Source organism: Paraburkholderia madseniana, assembly GCF_009690905.1.
Taxonomy (GTDB): domain Bacteria; phylum Pseudomonadota; class Gammaproteobacteria; order Burkholderiales; family Burkholderiaceae; genus Paraburkholderia; species Paraburkholderia madseniana.
Genome location: NZ_VOSW01000009.1, coordinates 93018 through 109260, shown reverse-complemented (window position 1 = coordinate 109260; position 16243 = coordinate 93018). Strand labels below are relative to the sequence as shown.

The window sequence follows — 16243 nt, the reverse complement described above, 5'->3', positions numbered from 1 at the left end:
CCCGCGTCATGCGGGCGTCTTTACGTCTGCGGTCTTTTAGATGCGACTTTGCAGTTTCAGCGCGACTCTCGCGAGCAACTATCGAGCGCTCTACATCGCCTGCAGACGAGCCGCCACGCGCTCAACCACCGGCTCCCACGCGCCCGGCCGCGGCTGCCGGAACAGATCAACCGAGTCGTACCACGGTTGCGTCTCCTCATTGCCCCACGTCCAGTGCGACACGTGATCGAGCATCGCCAGCACCGGGCGCCCCAGCGCGCCGCCCAGATGCAAAGGTGCACTGTCGATGGTGAGCACCGCATCGAGCGCGCTCACGTGCGCGGCCACGTCGTCGAAACCGGCCTGATAGTGCGCAGTCAGATCGCACACGCGATACCCCTCTCCGCTCAGCGCCGCCACATCGGCGTCACGGCCCGGCGTCAGCGGATGGAACACGATATTGGGTAGCGCGAGCACGGGAGCCAGCGTCGCAAGCGGAATCGACCGCTTCGCGTCGCGGCGATGCGTCGGGCTGCCCGACCAAACGAGGCCGATATGCAATCGCGCCGCCTCCCCACTCCACGCGCAGATCCGCTCGCGCCATGCCGCCACGCGACTTGCATCGGCAGTTAGATAGGCACCGCCGCGCACCTGGTCAGGCTGCAAGCCAAGCACCGACGGCACGCTCATGATCGGCAGCCCAAAGTGAGGCTTGCCGAGCGGTCCGTCCTCGATGGACACGCAATCCACGTAAAAGCGCGCAAACAGCGGCTGTAACGCCCGGCGCACTGCGAGCACCAGCCGACCGCCCTCGTCGCGTACGCGCGCTGCCAGTTCGTGCACGAAGCGCACCATCTGAATATCGTCGCCGTTGCCCTGTTCGCTGTGCACGATCAAGGTCTTGCCGCCCAGCGATTGACCCTGCCAGCGCGGACACAGCCGTTCCATCACCGTCACGATGTTGTTCGACTCTCGATCGTCGCGCGTCAGACGCGCCGCGAAGTGTGGCCATGCGCTCGACCAGTCGCCTCGCCGCAACTTCAGATCAGCAAGATCGACGGCCGCTTGCGATGCCGACGGGTCGAGCGTGAGCGCTGCATGCAGCGCCGCTTCGCTTTCTGCAAAACGCGCCTGTTCGGCCAGATACATGCCGATCGCGCCCAGTACGTGGGCATTGCCGGGCGCGGCGACATCGACAGCGCGCATGGTTGCCTCGGCCGCGGCGGCGTCGTTGCACTGCCATTGCGCATGGCTCAGTTGCCAGGCGATTTCTGCATCGGCGGGATGGCGTGTCAGCACCTCACGACAAACGCGTTCCACCGTGGGCCAATCGCGGATCTCGCGGAAAGCCAGCACGAGCTGCAACGGCAACGCGGGGTGGATCGCCGGATCGAGCACATAGGCCCGCAACAGCGCCGCGCGACGCTCGGCTCGCGCGCTTGCATCCGGCGACGTCGCAAGCGCAATCGCCAACCACCAGGGGGCGCGGGCATCCTGTGGTTCGTGTTGCTCGTACGCGCGCAACATGTGTGCCGCCGCCGAATGCGCGCCACAGCGATCGATCAACCAGACGATCCATTCGAGCGTCGCTGCCGACGGCTGGGCGCTTACCGCCAACTCGCTGTTGCGCTGCGCAGCGTCAGCGCGGCCGAGTGCGTCGGCGAACAGGGCTAACCGGGCGTAACGCGCGCCGTTCGTTGCCGACTGCATCTGCGGTTGCGATGCACTGTGGTACGCCGCTTCAAAACGCCCTGCGCTCGCGCACAGGTCCGCGTGCAATTGCGGCGTGACACCCTCTGCAATGAGTTCGAGGGCCCGTCGCTCAGCAGCGTCGAAACCTTGCTCGCGCAAGATCGACCACAGGAGATGCACGGGATCGGCGGGGGTTGGTAGTGCGGAATCGGACATGGGAATACAGAAAGTTATCGCGGCGCGTCAATGCGCAATTGCAGAAATGAGATCGGATGCGTGAACGGCCGGGAGACTGCAAATAGTCCCTTAAGCATCCAAATTTCGATCGCGCAAGCATAAGACAGAACCACGTTTTCACATCTCACAAATCAATCTCGATTTAGCGCGTTGAATGGGTTTGATTGGTTAAAGGAGGGCAAAAAAAATGCGCTGCCAAGGCAGCGCATTTTTTCAATCACAAGCGTCAAAACGACGCCGGTCCAGACTCAATTCAAACTCGAAAACTCAACCAGCACGCGCCAGCAACAACGCGTTGGTACGCTTCACGAAGCTGGCAGGATCTTCCAGCGCACCGCCTTCAGCAAGCAGCGCCTGATCGAACAACAGATGACACCAGTCGTCGAAATTCGCGCTGTCCGCATGCAAGCCCTTCACCAGTGCATGCTCCGGATTCACTTCGAGAATCGGGTGGAACGACGGCGCTTCCTGACCCGCCGCCTTCAGCATACGTTGCAGATAGCCGCTCATTTCGCCATCGTCGGCCACGAGGCAGGACGGCGAATCGGTCAGACGGAACGTCAAACGCACGTCCTTGGCCTTGTCCTTCAACGCTTCTTTCATCTTGTCGACGAGCGGCTTGAACTCTTCGCCGACCTTCTCCTGCGCCTGCTTTTCTTCGTCATTCAGCGCGCCCAGATCGAGATCGCCGCGCGCGACGCTTTGCAGCGGCTTGCCGTCGAATTCATTCAGGAACGACAGCATCCATTCATCGACGCGATCGGTCAGCAGCAGCACTTCCACGCCCTTCTTGCGGAACACTTCGAGATGCGGGCTGTGGGTCGCGGCCTGCCAGGTGTCGGCGGTCACGTAGTAGATCTTCGTTTGCTCGGGCTTCATCCGCGCGACGTAATCGGCGAGCGAGACATTTTGTTCCGGCGATTCCGTATGCGTCGACGCGAAACGCACCAGCTTCGCAATACGCTCGCGATTGGCGAAATCTTCGCCGATGCCTTCCTTCAGCACCTGACCGAATTCCTTCCAGAAGCCGGCGTACTTTTCCTTATCAGCGTCGTTTTCGGCGTTCGCCAATTCTTCGAGCATCGACAGCGAACGCTTGGTCACGCCTTCGCGGATCGCCTTCACGTCGCGGCTTTCCTGCAGAATTTCGCGCGACACGTTCAACGGCAGATCAGCCGAATCGACCACGCCCTTCACGAAACGCAGATAGCCCGGCAGCAGTTGTTCTGCGTCGTCCATGATGAATACACGTTTCACGTACAGCTTCAGACCGGCGCGATGATCACGGTTGAACATGTCGAACGGTGCATGCGTCGGCACGTACAGCAGTTGCGTGTATTCGCTGCGGCCTTCAACGCGATTATGCGTCCACGTCAGCGGATCCTGATGATCGTGCGAGAGATGCTGGTAAAACTGCTTGTACTGTTCTTCCGTGATGTCGTTCTTCGAACGGGTCCACAGCGCGCTCGCCTGGTTGACGGTCTCGTCTTCGTCCTTCGTGACCATCTCGCTCTTTTCAGCGTCCCACTCTTCCTTCGCCATCACGATGGGCAGCGCGACGTGGTCCGAGTACTTCTGGATGATCGACTTCAGACGATGCAACGACAGCAGCTCGTCTTCATCGGCGCGCAGATGCAGCGTGATGGTCGTGCCGCGCGCGGCGTGTTCGATCTGCTCGACCGCGAAATCGCCCTCGCCTGCGCTTTCCCAGCGCACGCCTTCCGAGGCCGGCAAACCGGCACGGCGCGTTTCGACCGTGATCTTGTCCGCGACGATGAAGCCCGAGTAAAAGCCCACGCCAAACTGGCCGATCAGCGCCGCATCTTTCTGCTGGTCGCCGGAGAGCTTGCCGAAGAATTCCTTGGTGCCCGAGCGCGCGATCGTGCCGAGATGCGAGATCGTCTCGTCGCGGCTCATCCCGATGCCGTTGTCGTCGATGGTGACGGTGCGTGCGGTCTTGTCGTACGAGACGCGAATCCGCAGATTCGGATCGTTTTCGTACAGTCCGCTATTTTCGATCGCTTCAAAGCGCAGCTTGTCGGCCGCGTCGGACGCGTTCGAAATCAGCTCGCGCAGAAAGATTTCCTTGTTGCTGTACAGCGAATGGATCATCAGGTGCAGAAGTTGTTTAACTTCTGCCTGAAAGCTCATGGTTTCTTGTGCCATGGTCGGACTTCCTCTCTGTTACGAATGGGGTTCTAGTCAGGCGTGGCGCACGGCCGCGAGCCGCTTGGGGCCCGCTTGGGCCTCTCTTTGGCCGCCGGGACCGTGCCGCCGGATGGCCGGATTGCCGTGTCGCCGCTAAGTTGGGGCAAGCCGGCGCGGTTTCAAGAGGCGCGCCGGGCGATGCTGTCGAGATAGCGGCACAGGAACGTCGACAGCTCCGGATCGCCGCAGTTGGCGATATTGAAGCGCATCCACGTGGTGGGCGATTGCTGCGGAGAAAACAGGCTACCCGGCGTCAGCAGAAAGCCTTCTTCGTGGCCGGCGGCCGCGAGCGCGCTCGCATCGACGCCCGTGTCGGCCCACAGGAACATGCCCGCCGCGGGCGTCAGAAACAGCTTCATACCGGTCTTCTCGAGCATCCGCACGGATTTTTCGCGCACGCCGTCGAGCCGCGCGCGCAGCCGCTCGACGTGCCGGCGGTAATGGCCCTCAGTGAGAATCTTGTAGAGCACGCGCTCGTTCAGTTCGGGGCTCGTCATGCCGACCAGCATTTTCTGATCGCTGACGGCCGTGGCGACTTCGGGCGCGCAGGCGATAAAACCCACGCGCAGATTGGGCGCGAGCGTCTTCGAAAAGCTGCCCAGGTAGATCACGCGCTTCAACTGGTCGAGGCTGGCGAGACGCGTGCCAGGATAGCTCGGCGGGCACAGATCACCATAAATATCGTCTTCGACGACGATGAAATCGTACGCTTCGGCCAGACGCAGAATGCGGAATGCCTGCGCGGCCGTGAGCGAGGTGCCGGTGGGGTTCTGCAGCACCGAATTGATCACCAGCATTTTCGGCCGCCAGGTCTCGACCAGCGACTCGAGCGCGTCGAGGTCCGGCCCATCGGGCGTGTACGGCATGCCGACCAGCCGCGCGCCCTGCGACGCGAAGCGCCCGAACATCTGAAACCAGGCCGGATCGCCGACGATCACCGCATCGCCCGGCTTCACGTAAATCCGCGAAATCAGGTCGATCGCCTGGGTGATGCCGGAGACCATCACGATCTGATCCGGCGAAGCACCGATTTCCAGCTCCTCCAGCCGCGTCTGCAACTGCTGGCGGAGCGGCAAAAAGCCCTGTGGCGTACCGATGCCGAGCATCTGCGCGCCGCTTTGCCGGCCTAGCGTGCGCAGCGCGTTGGTAATCAGATCGCCGTCGAGCCAGCGGCCCGGCAAGTAGCCGAGGCCTGGACTGCGCTCGGGACGTGCGCCGGTATGCAGCATGTTGCGCAGCAGCCAGACGACATCGATCGTGGCCGGCGCGGGCGCCGCTGCGGCGATCGTGCGGATCTCGGCCGTCGGCGTAGCGCCCAATCGTTCGCGCACAAAGAAGCCAGAACCGCGCCGCGACTCCAGGTAGCCCTGCGCCACCAGCCGCTCATACGCCTCGACCACGGTGAAGCGCGATACGCCCTTGTCCAGCGCCAGCTTGCGGATCGACGGCATGCGCATGCCGGGACGAAACACGCGCTCCTCGATGCGGCGGCGCGCCCACTGGACGAGTTGCTCGACCAGCGTCAGCGACGTCGTATCGTGAGGCGTGGGAATCTGGGTAAGCGGGACGGACATGACGGGCTCCAACTGTACCGAACGGTATCGAGTCGATTGTACCGTTACTGTGCCGGTCGCCGCCGCTACATTCAAGGCTACATTTAAGATAAGCATCGGATGATGAGGCGGCCCGGGTTGCATTCCGCCGCTCACGAGCGAGTTCGGGCACCCCGCCCAAACGCCATCCGCCTGGCCCGCCGCCCCGGCAAACGGTTATGCTTACGACCCCGGCAACGCTGCTGCCGCACCCGGCGCGCGTTCCGGCTTACCGCAGAAACCGTTTTCCTGATCCGCCATGACTGCCCATTCGCTCCGTCTCGATCACCTCGTGATTTCCGCCCGTACCCTCGACGAGGGCACGCAGTACGTTGCCGACACGCTGGGCGTCGCTCCGGCCGGCGGTGGCGCGCATCCGCTGATGCGCACGCACAATCGTCTGCTGAATCTGTGGGGCGGCGTGTATCTGGAAGTGATTGCGGTCGACCCGCAGGCGGCAGAACCAGCGGATGGCGCCGCGCCTCGTGCCCGCCTGTTCGCCCTCGACGACCCGGCGACGCAAGCGCGGCTCGAAAAGGGCCCGTACCTGTCGCACTGGGTTGCCCGAGTCGACCGGCCAAAGCAACTCGCGGCATGGCAAACGCAGTATCCCCAGCGCATTGCACCGATCGTACCGATGACGCGCGGCGATTTCACCTGGGGTCTGTCGGTGCCTGACGATGGCGCCTTCCCCGCGTGGCAAGGCGCCGGCGACGGGGTATTGCCGTCGCTGATCCAGTGGGACACGCCGCGGCACCCGTCGGCGGTCCTGCCGGAAACGGACATCGCGCTGAAAGCTTTGAAAGCAGCCCATCCGCAGGCCGACACGATCGCTGCGCAATTGCACTGGCTGGGTGCGGCGCACCTGATCGCACTCGAGCCCACGGAAGGCGCGCCGGCACTTGTCGCCGAGTTTGAAACACCCGAGGGTCTACGGACCCTTAAATAAGCAGCGCGCGCGGGTCGTCAACTCGCGCGATAATCGAAGTTTTGACCGGTTCCAGAGATACCAGCAGAGGAGACCATGGACCAAAGCGACTTGAAAGCCCCCACGTGGCAACTGTCCGAACGCGCACGCAAGCTCACGAGCTCGGCGATCCGCGAGATCCTGAAGGTCACGGAACGGCCCGAAGTCATTTCGTTCGCGGGCGGCCTGCCCTCGCCGGCGACCTTCCCGGCCGAGCGCATGCGCGAAGCATCCGACCGCATTCTGCGCGACGCGCCCGCCGCGGCGTTGCAGTACAGCGCGACCGAAGGCTATCTGCCGCTGCGTGAATGGATCGCGCAGCGCTATTCGGTGAACGGCGCGCAGATTCGTCCTTCGCAGGTACTGATCACGACCGGCTCGCAGCAAGCGCTCGACCTGCTCGGCAAAGTGCTGGTGTGCCCGGACAGCCCCGTGCTGGTCGAAACGCCGACTTACCTCGGCGCGCTGCAATCCTTCTCGATGTACGAGCCGCGCTACGTGCAGGTGCCGACCGACGAGCAAGGCCTGATTCCCGAAGCGCTCACATCCGAGCTGACGGCCGGCGCACGCCTCCTGTACGCACAACCCAACTTCCAGAATCCGACGGGCCGCCGCCTGCCGGTCGAACGCCGTCGTGCATTGGCCGCGTTCGCGAAGACCGCACCGTTCCCGGTAATCGAAGACGATCCCTACGGCGCGCTCGACTACGCGGGTGAACCGCTGCCCACCATGCTGTCGATGGCGCCGGATCACATCGTCCATCTCGGCTCGTTCTCGAAAGTGCTGGCGCCGGGCCTGCGGGTCGGCTACATCATTGCGCCCGAAGAGTTGATCTTCAAGCTCGTGCAGGCCAAGCAAGCCACCGATCTGCACACGCCGAGCTTCACGCAACGCATCGTGTACGAAGTAATCAAGGACGGCTTCCTCGACACGCACGTGCCGACCATTCGCGAACTGTATCGCGATCAATGCGCGGCGATGCTCGCCTCGCTCGAACGCTACATGCCGGAAGGCGTAAGCTGGAACCGTCCGGAAGGCGGCATGTTCGTGTGGGTGAATCTGCCCGCGCAGATCGACAGCATGAAGCTGCTCGAAGAAGCCGTCGCGCAGAATGTCGCGTTCGTGCCGGGCGGTCCGTTCTTTGCGAGCGAAGCGCAGCACAATACGCTGCGCCTGTCGTTCGTCACGGTGCCGCCGGCCAAGATCGACGAAGGCGTGTCGCGTCTCGCGGCGCTGATCCGCGCGAAGGTCTAAGCCGTCTCGACCAACCCGCGCCACCGAACTCAACTACTGACTAAGGACACACCATGGCTCAATCAAATGTGTACGACAAGCTTAAGGAACTGGGCATCGAACTGCCGAGCGCAGGCGCTCCGGCAGCCGCCTATGTGATGAGCGCGCAAAGCGGCAACACGGTGTACCTGTCGGGTCACATCGCGAAGAAAGACGGCAAGGTGTGGGCCGGCAAGCTCGGCGCCACCCTCACCACCGAAGAAGGCAAGGCCGCCGCGCGGTCCATCGCGATCGACCTGCTCGCCACGCTGCATACGCATGTGGGCGACCTGAACCGCGTCACGCGCATCGTCAAGCTGATGAGCCTCGTCAACTCGACGCTCGAGTTTACCGAGCAGCATCTGGTGACCAACGGCGCCTCCGAACTGATCGCGGACGTGTTCGGCGAGCGCGGTAAACATGCGCGTTCGGCGTTCGGCGTGGCGCAGATTCCGCTCGGCGCATGCGTCGAGATCGAGATGATCGCCGAAGTCGAATAACAATCGCCAACAGGTTCGGCCGCCGGTTCGCCCGGCCGGTCGTTCCAAGCGTACTGAACGCGTCGCGAGGTGTCTGTCACCTGCGGCGCGTTTTGCATTTGTGGTGAGGTAGATCGTTCCTTTGCCACCAGGTAGAATCCGCGAAGCCCATCAATCTGCTGGATTCGCCGGACTGCGCCCGATGACCGCCCACACCGTTCGTTTCAAACAAGTCGACGTGTTCACGTCGGTGCCGTTCAAAGGCAATCCGCTTGCAGAGTTGCGGCCCGGCTCGCACTACACGGCCCGCCAGGGCACCGTGCTGGGCCGTGCCGGCAACGTTTCGGTGCACTACGACGATGCAGCCGGTAAAACGTGGATCGGTGGGCCGTCGGTGACGATCGTCGACGGCACGTTCCGGTTGCCATGAACGGCGCAGCGCTCGATTGCAGGTTGACGCGCGCCGGCCTGCCGCTGAACGCCGGCCGTGTTTCGCCGCTTCAGGCCACGCTTAACAACAGAATGCCGCACCGTTTGCGCGATTAATGCGCCATGCATGACGAGAGGCTTGGCACACCTGAATTCCATATCCCGATGAAATATTCGAAAACAAGTGCCAGGCCGCAGCCCCAAGGCTGGCTGCGCCGGCTGCGAATTCAGCCGGCCAAGACGGCCTGTTGCGCCCGCGTATACCCGATGCGCGGACCCTTCCTTAATCCAGTGGCATTAAGTAATATCGAAACGTACCCGATGACCTGCGGATGGTCAGGCACGACGCCACGCTCCCTTCCCCTGCGCAGCAGTCCCGGCACCTTGGTCACCATGCAGCCACCCATGAAATTAGCGCAGTCAATGCTCGCGCAGTTGCAACCGGCCGGCACCAGGGAACGGGCCGCCCGATGAGCCAGTTCCGCTTCTCCGACCAGCGCGAAGCCAAACCCCGCCGCGACCCTGCTGTGTCGCGCCGCCGTGCCTTGCTCGCCATTCCGGCGCTCGGCGTGCTGGTGCTGATCCTGCTTTGGGCCGTGATCTTCGCGCGCCTGTCGGTTGAGAAAGAAGCCACGAATCGCGAGGCGATGGCCTCTGCCGCGATTCTCTCCGCGGCGCTGGAGCAGCACACGGTCAAGGCGATTCACCAGGTCGACCAGATCACCCGCTTCGTCAAATACGAGTTCGAAAAAACGCCGAATCATTTTGATCTCGCCAGCACGGTGGAAAAAGGCGTGGTGCAAAGCGAGACGCTGGTGCAGGTGTCGCTGATCGACGAGCACGGCACGCTGATCGCCAACACGGCCGAACCCAATCCCAAACGCATCGATCTGTCGGACCGCGAACACTTCAAGGTCCACGAACACGAAAACGACGACCAGTTGTATATCAGCAAGCCGGTGCTCGGCCGCGTATCCCGCCACTGGACCTTGCAGATGACGCGGCGTCTGAATCATCCCGACGGCTCGTTCGCGGGCGTCGTGGTGGTCTCCGAAGATCCGAGCTATTTCACCAGCGACTTCTACAACAACGCGGCCATTGGCCGCGAAGGCGTGATCGCGGTGATCTCGGACAACGGCACGGTGTTGGCGCGCCGCACCGGTAGCGTCGACACCGCCAGCGGCTCATTCTCGGCGAGCGGCTCGTACCCGACCTCGGAGCATGTGTCAGGCACCTACGTCGATTCCATCGACAACATCACGCGTATCGTCTCGTACCGGCATATCGACGGCTATCCGCTCGGCGTGCTGGTGGGCCTGTCGCAAGCCGAGGAATTCACCGATTACAACCACACGCGCAACGTCTACCTCCTGATGGCGGGCTTCATCTCGCTCGCGATGCTGAGCTTCTTCGCAGTGGCCACCGGTTTGATCGGCAAGCTGCTCGGGCGCGAGCGCGAGATGACGCATCTGGTCGAGTACGATCTGCTGACCGGTTTGCGCAATCGCTATGCGACGCTGCAAACATTGCGGCACGACGTGGCGCAGCATTCCAATCTCGGGCGCCTCGCGATTCTCTTCATCGACCTGGACAACTTCAAGACCGTCAACGACACGCTAGGCCACAACGCCGGCGACATCGTGCTGCAAATGACGGCCTCGCGCCTCGCCACCGCGGTCGGCGACGGCGGCGCCTTGAGTCGCATCGGCGGTGACGAGTTCGTCGTGGTGATCAAGGGCGACGACGTCGAGAAGCGCGCCGTCACACTCGCCGAAGCGGCAGCCGAAGCGTTCGCCAAACCTTTCGAAGTGCGCGGCAGTTCGTTCGTGCTGCACGCGAGCATCGGCATCGCGCTCTACTCGGTCGCCAACGAGAGCGAGATCGACCTTCTGAAAAAAGCCGACCTCGCGATGTACAGCGCGAAGGACGCGGGCAAGAACTGCTATCAGTTCTATTCGCCGCAGTTGTCGCATCGCGCGGACCATTTGATGAAGTGGGAACAGCAGTTGCGCGTCGCGCTCACCGAAGGCCAGTTGTTCCTCGCCTATCAGCCGAAGATCGATCTGACGCGCCGCTGTATCACCGGTTTCGAAGCACTGGTGCGCTGGAACCATCCGCAACACGGTTTGATTCCGGCCAACGAATTCATTCCGGTCGCCGAATCGACCGGGTTGATCGTGCCCATCGGCGACTTCGTGATCGAGACCGCGTGCCGTCAACTGGCGTTGTGGCAGCAACAGGGCTACGACACGCTCTCGCTCGCGGTGAACATCTCCGCGGTGCAGTTCTGGCGCGGCGATCTGTACGAAACCATCTCGCACGCGATCGAGGAAAGCGGCATCTCCGCGCGCCGCCTCGAACTCGAAATCACCGAGACGGCGATGATGGAATATCCCGAACTCGTGTCGGAGAAAATCTTCGCGTTGAAGCGCCTCGGCGTGCGCATCGCGCTCGACGACTTCGGCACAGGCTATTCGTCGCTGTCCTACCTGAACCGCTTCTCGGTCGACACGCTGAAGGTGGACCGTTCGTTCGTCCAGGCGATTCCCGGTGACCGTAGTGTCTGCGTGATGGTCACCGCGATCGTCAATCTGGCGCGTTCGCTCGGACTCACGGTGGTGGTCGAAGGCACTGAGACCGAAGAGCAGATTGCGTGGCTCGCCGCGCTCGGCCATATCGAGGCGCAGGGTTTCCTGTTCTCGCGTCCGGTGCCGGTCGAAGCGATTCCGGCGCTGCTCGAACGCTTCGGCGTATGCGGCATGAAGGGTCACCGCGCTGTGCATGATGTCGACAGCACTCGCAGCGTGTCCAGCACCAGCACGAGCACGAGCACCAATAGCTGAATGCTGCCCGGCGGTGGCGCGCGTGTCACGCACAAGCGCGCCGTATGCAGCCTATAAGCGTAGGTGCGGCACCTCCCGCGCTTATCCAACCGCTGCATCGCAAAACCGGCTACATTCACGCTGTACTGCGTCACAGCGCGATGCTGTCTGCTGGCCGCGCCAATACACACAAAACGATGATCTCAGAGGGCGGGCCGCCCGCGTGCGGGGGCCCGCGTCGCCATGCAGTCGATCACGAGCCAGAATGCCGCCAGGCGAGGAAAACGGGAACCGCTATGGACGCTGTTCCGGGTCGTGTTCGGCCTGTCGGCGCTGTCGTGGGGCGGTCTCGCGCTGATGGCGCAACTCGAAAACCACTACGTGGAACGCGAGGGTCGGCTCTCGCGCGTGGCGTTTTCCGATCTGATCGCGCTCGCCTGGATGGTGCCTGGGCCGGTGGGCTGCAATGTCGCCGTGCAACTGGGACATGCGCTGCGGGGACGCGCCGGCGCCTGGGTGGCGGGCGTTGCAAGCGTGCTGCCCTTTTTCGTGCTGATGACGCTATTCGCGATCTTCTATCGCACGCCGCTCGTGCACGCCGCCGCTTCCCAAACCTTGCTCAATCACTTCAGCGTGGTGCTGGCCACGCTGATCGCGATCACCTGGTACAAACAGACGCGCGCGCTGGTGCGCGGCAAACTCGAATGGATCGCGGCGGGGATCGGTTGCGTGGCGCTCTTCTATGCACGCAGTCCCGCGGCCTATGTGGTGATGCTCGGCGCAGCCTTCGGCACCGGTTGGCTGGTCAGCCCGGTTCGCAATTCTCGCATCGTGGTGTCGATCGGTCGAGGCGACTGGCACATGCTGGCCGCATTGAGCGTGTTGCTGGTGTTGTTCGCCCTGCCGTTGCCGCATCGCTATGAACTGGCACTGCTATGGCCGCGGCTGGCCGGTGCGGGCATGACCTTGTTCGGTGGCGGCTTCTCGGCGTTGCCGGTACTTAAGACATTGTTCGTCACGCCGGCGATCGGCGTGTCGGATAACGACTTCACCTTGGCGTTTTCGCTCTCCCCGTTGTCGCCCGGACCGCTGTTGAATGTGGTGCCGTTCTTCGGATATCTGGTGGATGGCTGGGTGGGCGCGCTGATTGCTACGCTCGCGCTTTTTGTGCCATCGGGCTGCCTCGTCGTGCTGGCGCAACGGCATCTGCATCAGTTGAAGGCCAATCCGCGTTTCGAGCACGGCATGCGGATCTTGCGCGCGGTCACCACCGCGTTTCTGGCGGTGGCCGTGCTGCGCATCGCAGTGCATGTGCCGTTCCAACCCGTGTATCTGGTGACGGCGCTGTTCTCCGGCATGTGCTTCGCAAAGCTCAAGGTGCCGGTGTATGTGGTGTACGGGACCGTGGCGGTCGTGTTTGGGTTGTGGCTTGCCTACGGCGCCATGCAGTAGGCGGGCGCGTCAGAACCCGCGCGACAACACCGCCACACCGATCGTCACCACACCCAGCACGATGTTCACCAGCACGAGACGCCGGATCGTACCGACCGCCTGCGCGCCATCCGGCCACTTCTGCGCCTGCACCGCACGGCGAATGCGCGGGAACACGGCAAAACGAATGTGCCCGAAGATCAGCATCATCACGATGCCGAGGCCAGCCATGGCATGCAACGGCCACGTGGCGTGACCACCGCCGAATTGCATCAGCAGGAAGCCGCCAGTGAGGAGAATCACCAGCACGGCTGCGGCGACCCAGTTGAAGAAGCGGCCGAACACCGATTCCCACAAAGGCAAGCGCAGTTGCGGCGAAAGATCGGCAATGGCCGGGCGCAGACAGAAATGCGCGAACACCATCCCACCCACCCACACGGCGACTGCGAGCAGATGCAAAAAGAGTGCGAGTTCGACAGCCTTGTTCATTTTGTTTTCCTCTCCCGATGACGCCACACCGCTTATGACGAGTGATATTGGTAGCGGCTATTGAGCGCATTCGACCGCGCGCTATGCGTGCAGTTCCATGTACTGGCAGCGTCTTAACATTCTTTGTAGTTGTTATTGCAGCACGTCCGATACCGCGACGGCGCTGCACCCCGGATTTTTGCTGCGCGCGGCGTGTGCTTCAAGGTGCGCGTTGTTGCTGTTTGCGCTTTAAAGCACACGCCTCGTTCATGCCTTGCTCTACCTACTTCTATCTACCACCTGCCAACTACTAGCTACGATTACGCAGCGAGTACCGGACGCATACCGTCGAGCTTCATCTTGCTCTCAGGCGTGCGCCCCTTGCGCGCCCGCTTGCCGATATGCGGCGTGAGCGTGGCGCCGCTCAGCTTCTCTTCGTCGACACGGCCACCGCGACGCGTGCCGATCAACACCACGCCCGCCTTGTTGATGGACAGCGCCTGCACCAGCGTTTCGTTGTCGTCGAGCGCCATCAGCGTAACACCGCGTCCGCCACCCGAGAGTGTCTTCATTTCGTCGAGGCCGAACACCAGCAGGCGTCCACCCGAAGACAGACATGCGATGTGCGTCGCATCCGGCAACATCGGCATCGGCGCGAGCGGCGCGGCACCCGCGTCGATCGTCATGAACGACTTGCCCGCCTTCACGCGGCTCACCATATCGCCGACCTTGGCGACAAAGCCGAAGCCGTTGCTCGACGCAAGCAGCAATGCCTGATCCGCGGACGCCGCGTAGTAATGCATCAGGTGGCTGCCCGATTCGAGTTCGATCAGCGACGTGACCGGCACGCCATCGCCCCGCCCGCCCGGCAGCATCGCAACCGCCACCGAATAGACGCGGCCATTGCTGCCCCACGCAACCAGCGTATCCGGCGTGCGGCACTGGAACGCCGCGTAGAGCCCGTCGCCAGCCTTGAACGTAAAGCCGGCCACATCCAGGCCGTAGCCCTTCAGCGCGCGGACCCAGCCCTTCTGCGACACCACCACGGTCACCGGCTCGTCGACCACGCGCGCTTCGAACGTCGCGCGCTTTTCCTGCTGGATCAGCGTGCGGCGCTCGTCGCCGTATTGCTTCGCGTCGCCTTCGATTTCCTTGATGAGCAAACGCTTCATCGCGGATTCGCTGCCGAGCAGTTCTTCGAGCTTGGCCTTCTCGTCGCGCAGTTCGGACAGTTCCTTCTCGATCTTGATCTTCTCGAGCCGTGCCAACTGACGCAAGCGGATTTCGAGAATATCTTCGGTCTGCCGGTCCGACAAGCCGAATGCGGCCATCAACGCGACCTTCGGCTCATCCGATTCGCGGATGATGCGGATGACTTCGTCGATATTCAAAAAGACGATCATCCGGCCTTCGAGAATATGAATCCGGTCGTCGACCTTGCTCAAACGATGACGCGTGCGGCGCGTGACCGTCGCGAAGCGGAACGCGATCCACTCGTGGATGATTTCGCTCAAGCCCTTCTGACGCGGCCGGCCATCGCCACCCACCATCACCATATTGAGCGACGCGTTCGACTCGAGGCTCGTATGCGCGAGCAGCGAATTGACGAACTCGGTTTGATCAATGCGGCTCGACTTCGGCTCGAACACGAGACGCACCGGCGAGTCCCGGCCCGACTCGTCGCGCACGGCGTCGAGCAGCGCGAGCATGGTCTGCTTGGTTTGCAACTGTTCAGGCGTGAGCGCCTTCTTGCCGAGCTTGATCTTCGGGTTGGTCTGCTCTTCGATTTCTTCGAGCACCTTCTGCGCGGCCGTGTTCGGCGGCAATTCGGTGATCACGAGCTGCCACTGGCCGCGCGCGAGCTCCTCGATCTTCCAGCGGGCGCGCACCTTCAGGCTGCCGCGGCCACTTTCGTAGGCCGCGGAAATCTCGGCGTCGCTCGAAATGATCTGGCCGCCGCCCGGGAAGTCCGGCCCGGCGATGTGTTGCATCAACTCGGCGTGCTCGATCTTCGGATTACGGATCATCGCCACCGCCGCCGCTGCGACTTCGCGCAGATTGTGCGATGGGATTTCCGTGGCGAGACCCACCGCAATGCCGGATGCGCCGTTCAGCAACACGAACGGCAAGCGCGCGGGCAACAGCCTCGGCTCTTCGAATTCGCCGTCGTAGTTCTTCATGAAGTCGACCGTGCCCTGGTCGATCTCGTCGAGCAGCAGCTTCGCGATCGGCGTCAGGCGCGCTTCGGTGTAGCGCATGGCCGCTGCGCCGTCGCCGTCGCGCGAACCGAAGTTGCCCTGGCCGTCGATCAGCGGGTAGCGCATCGAAAAGTCTTGCGCGAGACGCACCAGTGCGTCGTACGCCGACTGGTCGCCGTGCGGGTGGTACTTACCCAGCACGTCGCCGACCACGCGCGCCGACTTGACGGGCTTCGCGTTGTCGCCGAGGCCCATGTCGTTCATGGCGAACAGGATGCGGCGCTGCACCGGTTTCTGGCCGTCGCATACGTCAGGCAGCGCGCGCCCCTTGACCACGCTCACCGCGTAGTCGAGGTACTGGCGTTCCGCGTAGTTGCCGAGCGTCAGGAAGTCGCCTTCCGGGGGCGGCGGCTCGGTGAAAAGGTCGAGAGTGTTATCGTCGTCCATCTAGATTCCGTATCCGTGTTTG

At 62.8% G+C, this 16243-nt stretch carries 10 protein-coding genes and 2 pseudogenes; 7 read left to right on the top strand and 5 right to left on the bottom strand.

Features of this window, described 5'->3' with window-relative positions:
- Window positions 1-90: 90 nt before the first annotated feature.
- From FSO04_RS07025 to FSO04_RS07015, 3 genes are all read right to left on the bottom strand, one after another.
- Window positions 91-1887 carry a hypothetical protein gene (locus FSO04_RS07025; protein WP_154558990.1) on the bottom strand — a complete coding sequence of 599 codons (1797 nt, stop codon included), beginning with the start codon at window positions 1885-1887 and terminating at the stop codon, window positions 91-93.
- Between the two features lie 288 nt (window positions 1888-2175).
- Window positions 2176-4074 carry a molecular chaperone HtpG gene (gene htpG, locus FSO04_RS07020; RefSeq protein WP_154558989.1) on the bottom strand — a complete coding sequence of 633 codons (1899 nt, stop codon included), beginning with the start codon at window positions 4072-4074 and terminating at the stop codon, window positions 2176-2178.
- A 161-nt stretch (window positions 4075-4235) separates the two neighbouring features.
- Window positions 4236-5690 carry an aminotransferase-like domain-containing protein gene (locus FSO04_RS07015; RefSeq protein ID WP_154558988.1) on the bottom strand — a complete coding sequence of 485 codons (1455 nt, stop codon included), beginning with the start codon at window positions 5688-5690 and terminating at the stop codon, window positions 4236-4238.
- A gap of 277 nt (window positions 5691-5967) precedes the next feature.
- Between FSO04_RS07015 and FSO04_RS07010 the strand changes: the two genes are divergently transcribed.
- The 7 genes and pseudogenes from FSO04_RS07010 (at window position 5968) to FSO04_RS06985 (ending at window position 13129) form a co-directional block, all read left to right on the top strand.
- Window positions 5968-6657, top strand: a complete 690-nt coding sequence (locus FSO04_RS07010; protein WP_154558987.1) for a VOC family protein — start codon at window positions 5968-5970, stop codon at window positions 6655-6657.
- A gap of 75 nt (window positions 6658-6732) precedes the next feature.
- A complete protein-coding gene (locus FSO04_RS07005; protein ID WP_154558986.1) occupies window positions 6733-7929 on the top strand; it encodes an aminotransferase-like domain-containing protein in 1197 nt (398 codons plus the stop codon).
- Window positions 7930-7982: 53 nt separating this feature from the next.
- Window positions 7983-8447: a RidA family protein gene (locus FSO04_RS07000; protein ID WP_154558985.1), complete on the top strand. Its 465-nt coding sequence runs from the start codon at window positions 7983-7985 to the stop codon at window positions 8445-8447.
- Between the two features lie 181 nt (window positions 8448-8628).
- Window positions 8629-8703, top strand: a pseudogene (locus tag FSO04_RS48705) (PhzF family phenazine biosynthesis protein); the annotation flags it as partial.
- A 3-nt stretch (window positions 8704-8706) separates the two neighbouring features.
- Window positions 8707-8856 (top strand): annotated as a pseudogene (locus FSO04_RS06995) (PhzF family phenazine biosynthesis protein); the annotation flags it as partial.
- Window positions 8857-9325: 469 nt separating this feature from the next.
- Window positions 9326-11698, top strand: a complete 2373-nt coding sequence (locus tag FSO04_RS06990; RefSeq protein ID WP_154558984.1) for a bifunctional diguanylate cyclase/phosphodiesterase — start codon at window positions 9326-9328, stop codon at window positions 11696-11698.
- Window positions 11699-11920: 222 nt separating this feature from the next.
- A complete protein-coding gene (locus tag FSO04_RS06985; protein WP_154558983.1) occupies window positions 11921-13129 on the top strand; it encodes a chromate transporter in 1209 nt (402 codons plus the stop codon).
- A 9-nt stretch (window positions 13130-13138) separates the two neighbouring features.
- Here the strand turns inward: FSO04_RS06985 and FSO04_RS06980 are convergent, their stop codons facing one another.
- Both FSO04_RS06980 and parC read right to left on the bottom strand, forming a co-directional pair.
- The gene (locus FSO04_RS06980) at window positions 13139-13597 is read right to left on the bottom strand and encodes a CopD family protein (RefSeq protein WP_028196844.1); all 459 of its coding nucleotides are present in this window, start codon (window positions 13595-13597) and stop codon (window positions 13139-13141) included.
- Between the two features lie 299 nt (window positions 13598-13896).
- Window positions 13897-16221 carry a DNA topoisomerase IV subunit A gene (parC, locus tag FSO04_RS06975; RefSeq protein ID WP_154558982.1) on the bottom strand — a complete coding sequence of 775 codons (2325 nt, stop codon included), beginning with the start codon at window positions 16219-16221 and terminating at the stop codon, window positions 13897-13899.
- Window positions 16222-16243 lie beyond the last annotated feature (22 nt).

Coding starts and splice junctions, on each gene's coding strand:
- FSO04_RS07000 (WP_154558985.1), top strand. CDS start 7,983: ATGGCTCAATCAAATGTGTACGACAAGCTTAAGGAACTGGGCATCGAA.
- FSO04_RS06985 (WP_154558983.1), top strand. CDS start 11,921: ATGCAGTCGATCACGAGCCAGAATGCCGCCAGGCGAGGAAAACGGGAA.
- FSO04_RS07025 (WP_154558990.1), bottom strand. CDS start 1,887: ATGTCCGATTCCGCACTACCAACCCCCGCCGATCCCGTGCATCTCCTG.
- FSO04_RS06990 (WP_154558984.1), top strand. CDS start 9,326: ATGAGCCAGTTCCGCTTCTCCGACCAGCGCGAAGCCAAACCCCGCCGC.
- htpG (WP_154558989.1), bottom strand. CDS start 4,074: ATGGCACAAGAAACCATGAGCTTTCAGGCAGAAGTTAAACAACTTCTG.
- FSO04_RS06980 (WP_028196844.1), bottom strand. CDS start 13,597: ATGAACAAGGCTGTCGAACTCGCACTCTTTTTGCATCTGCTCGCAGTC.
- FSO04_RS07005 (WP_154558986.1), top strand. CDS start 6,733: ATGGACCAAAGCGACTTGAAAGCCCCCACGTGGCAACTGTCCGAACGC.
- parC (WP_154558982.1), bottom strand. CDS start 16,221: ATGGACGACGATAACACTCTCGACCTTTTCACCGAGCCGCCGCCCCCG.
- FSO04_RS07015 (WP_154558988.1), bottom strand. CDS start 5,690: ATGTCCGTCCCGCTTACCCAGATTCCCACGCCTCACGATACGACGTCG.
- FSO04_RS07010 (WP_154558987.1), top strand. CDS start 5,968: ATGACTGCCCATTCGCTCCGTCTCGATCACCTCGTGATTTCCGCCCGT.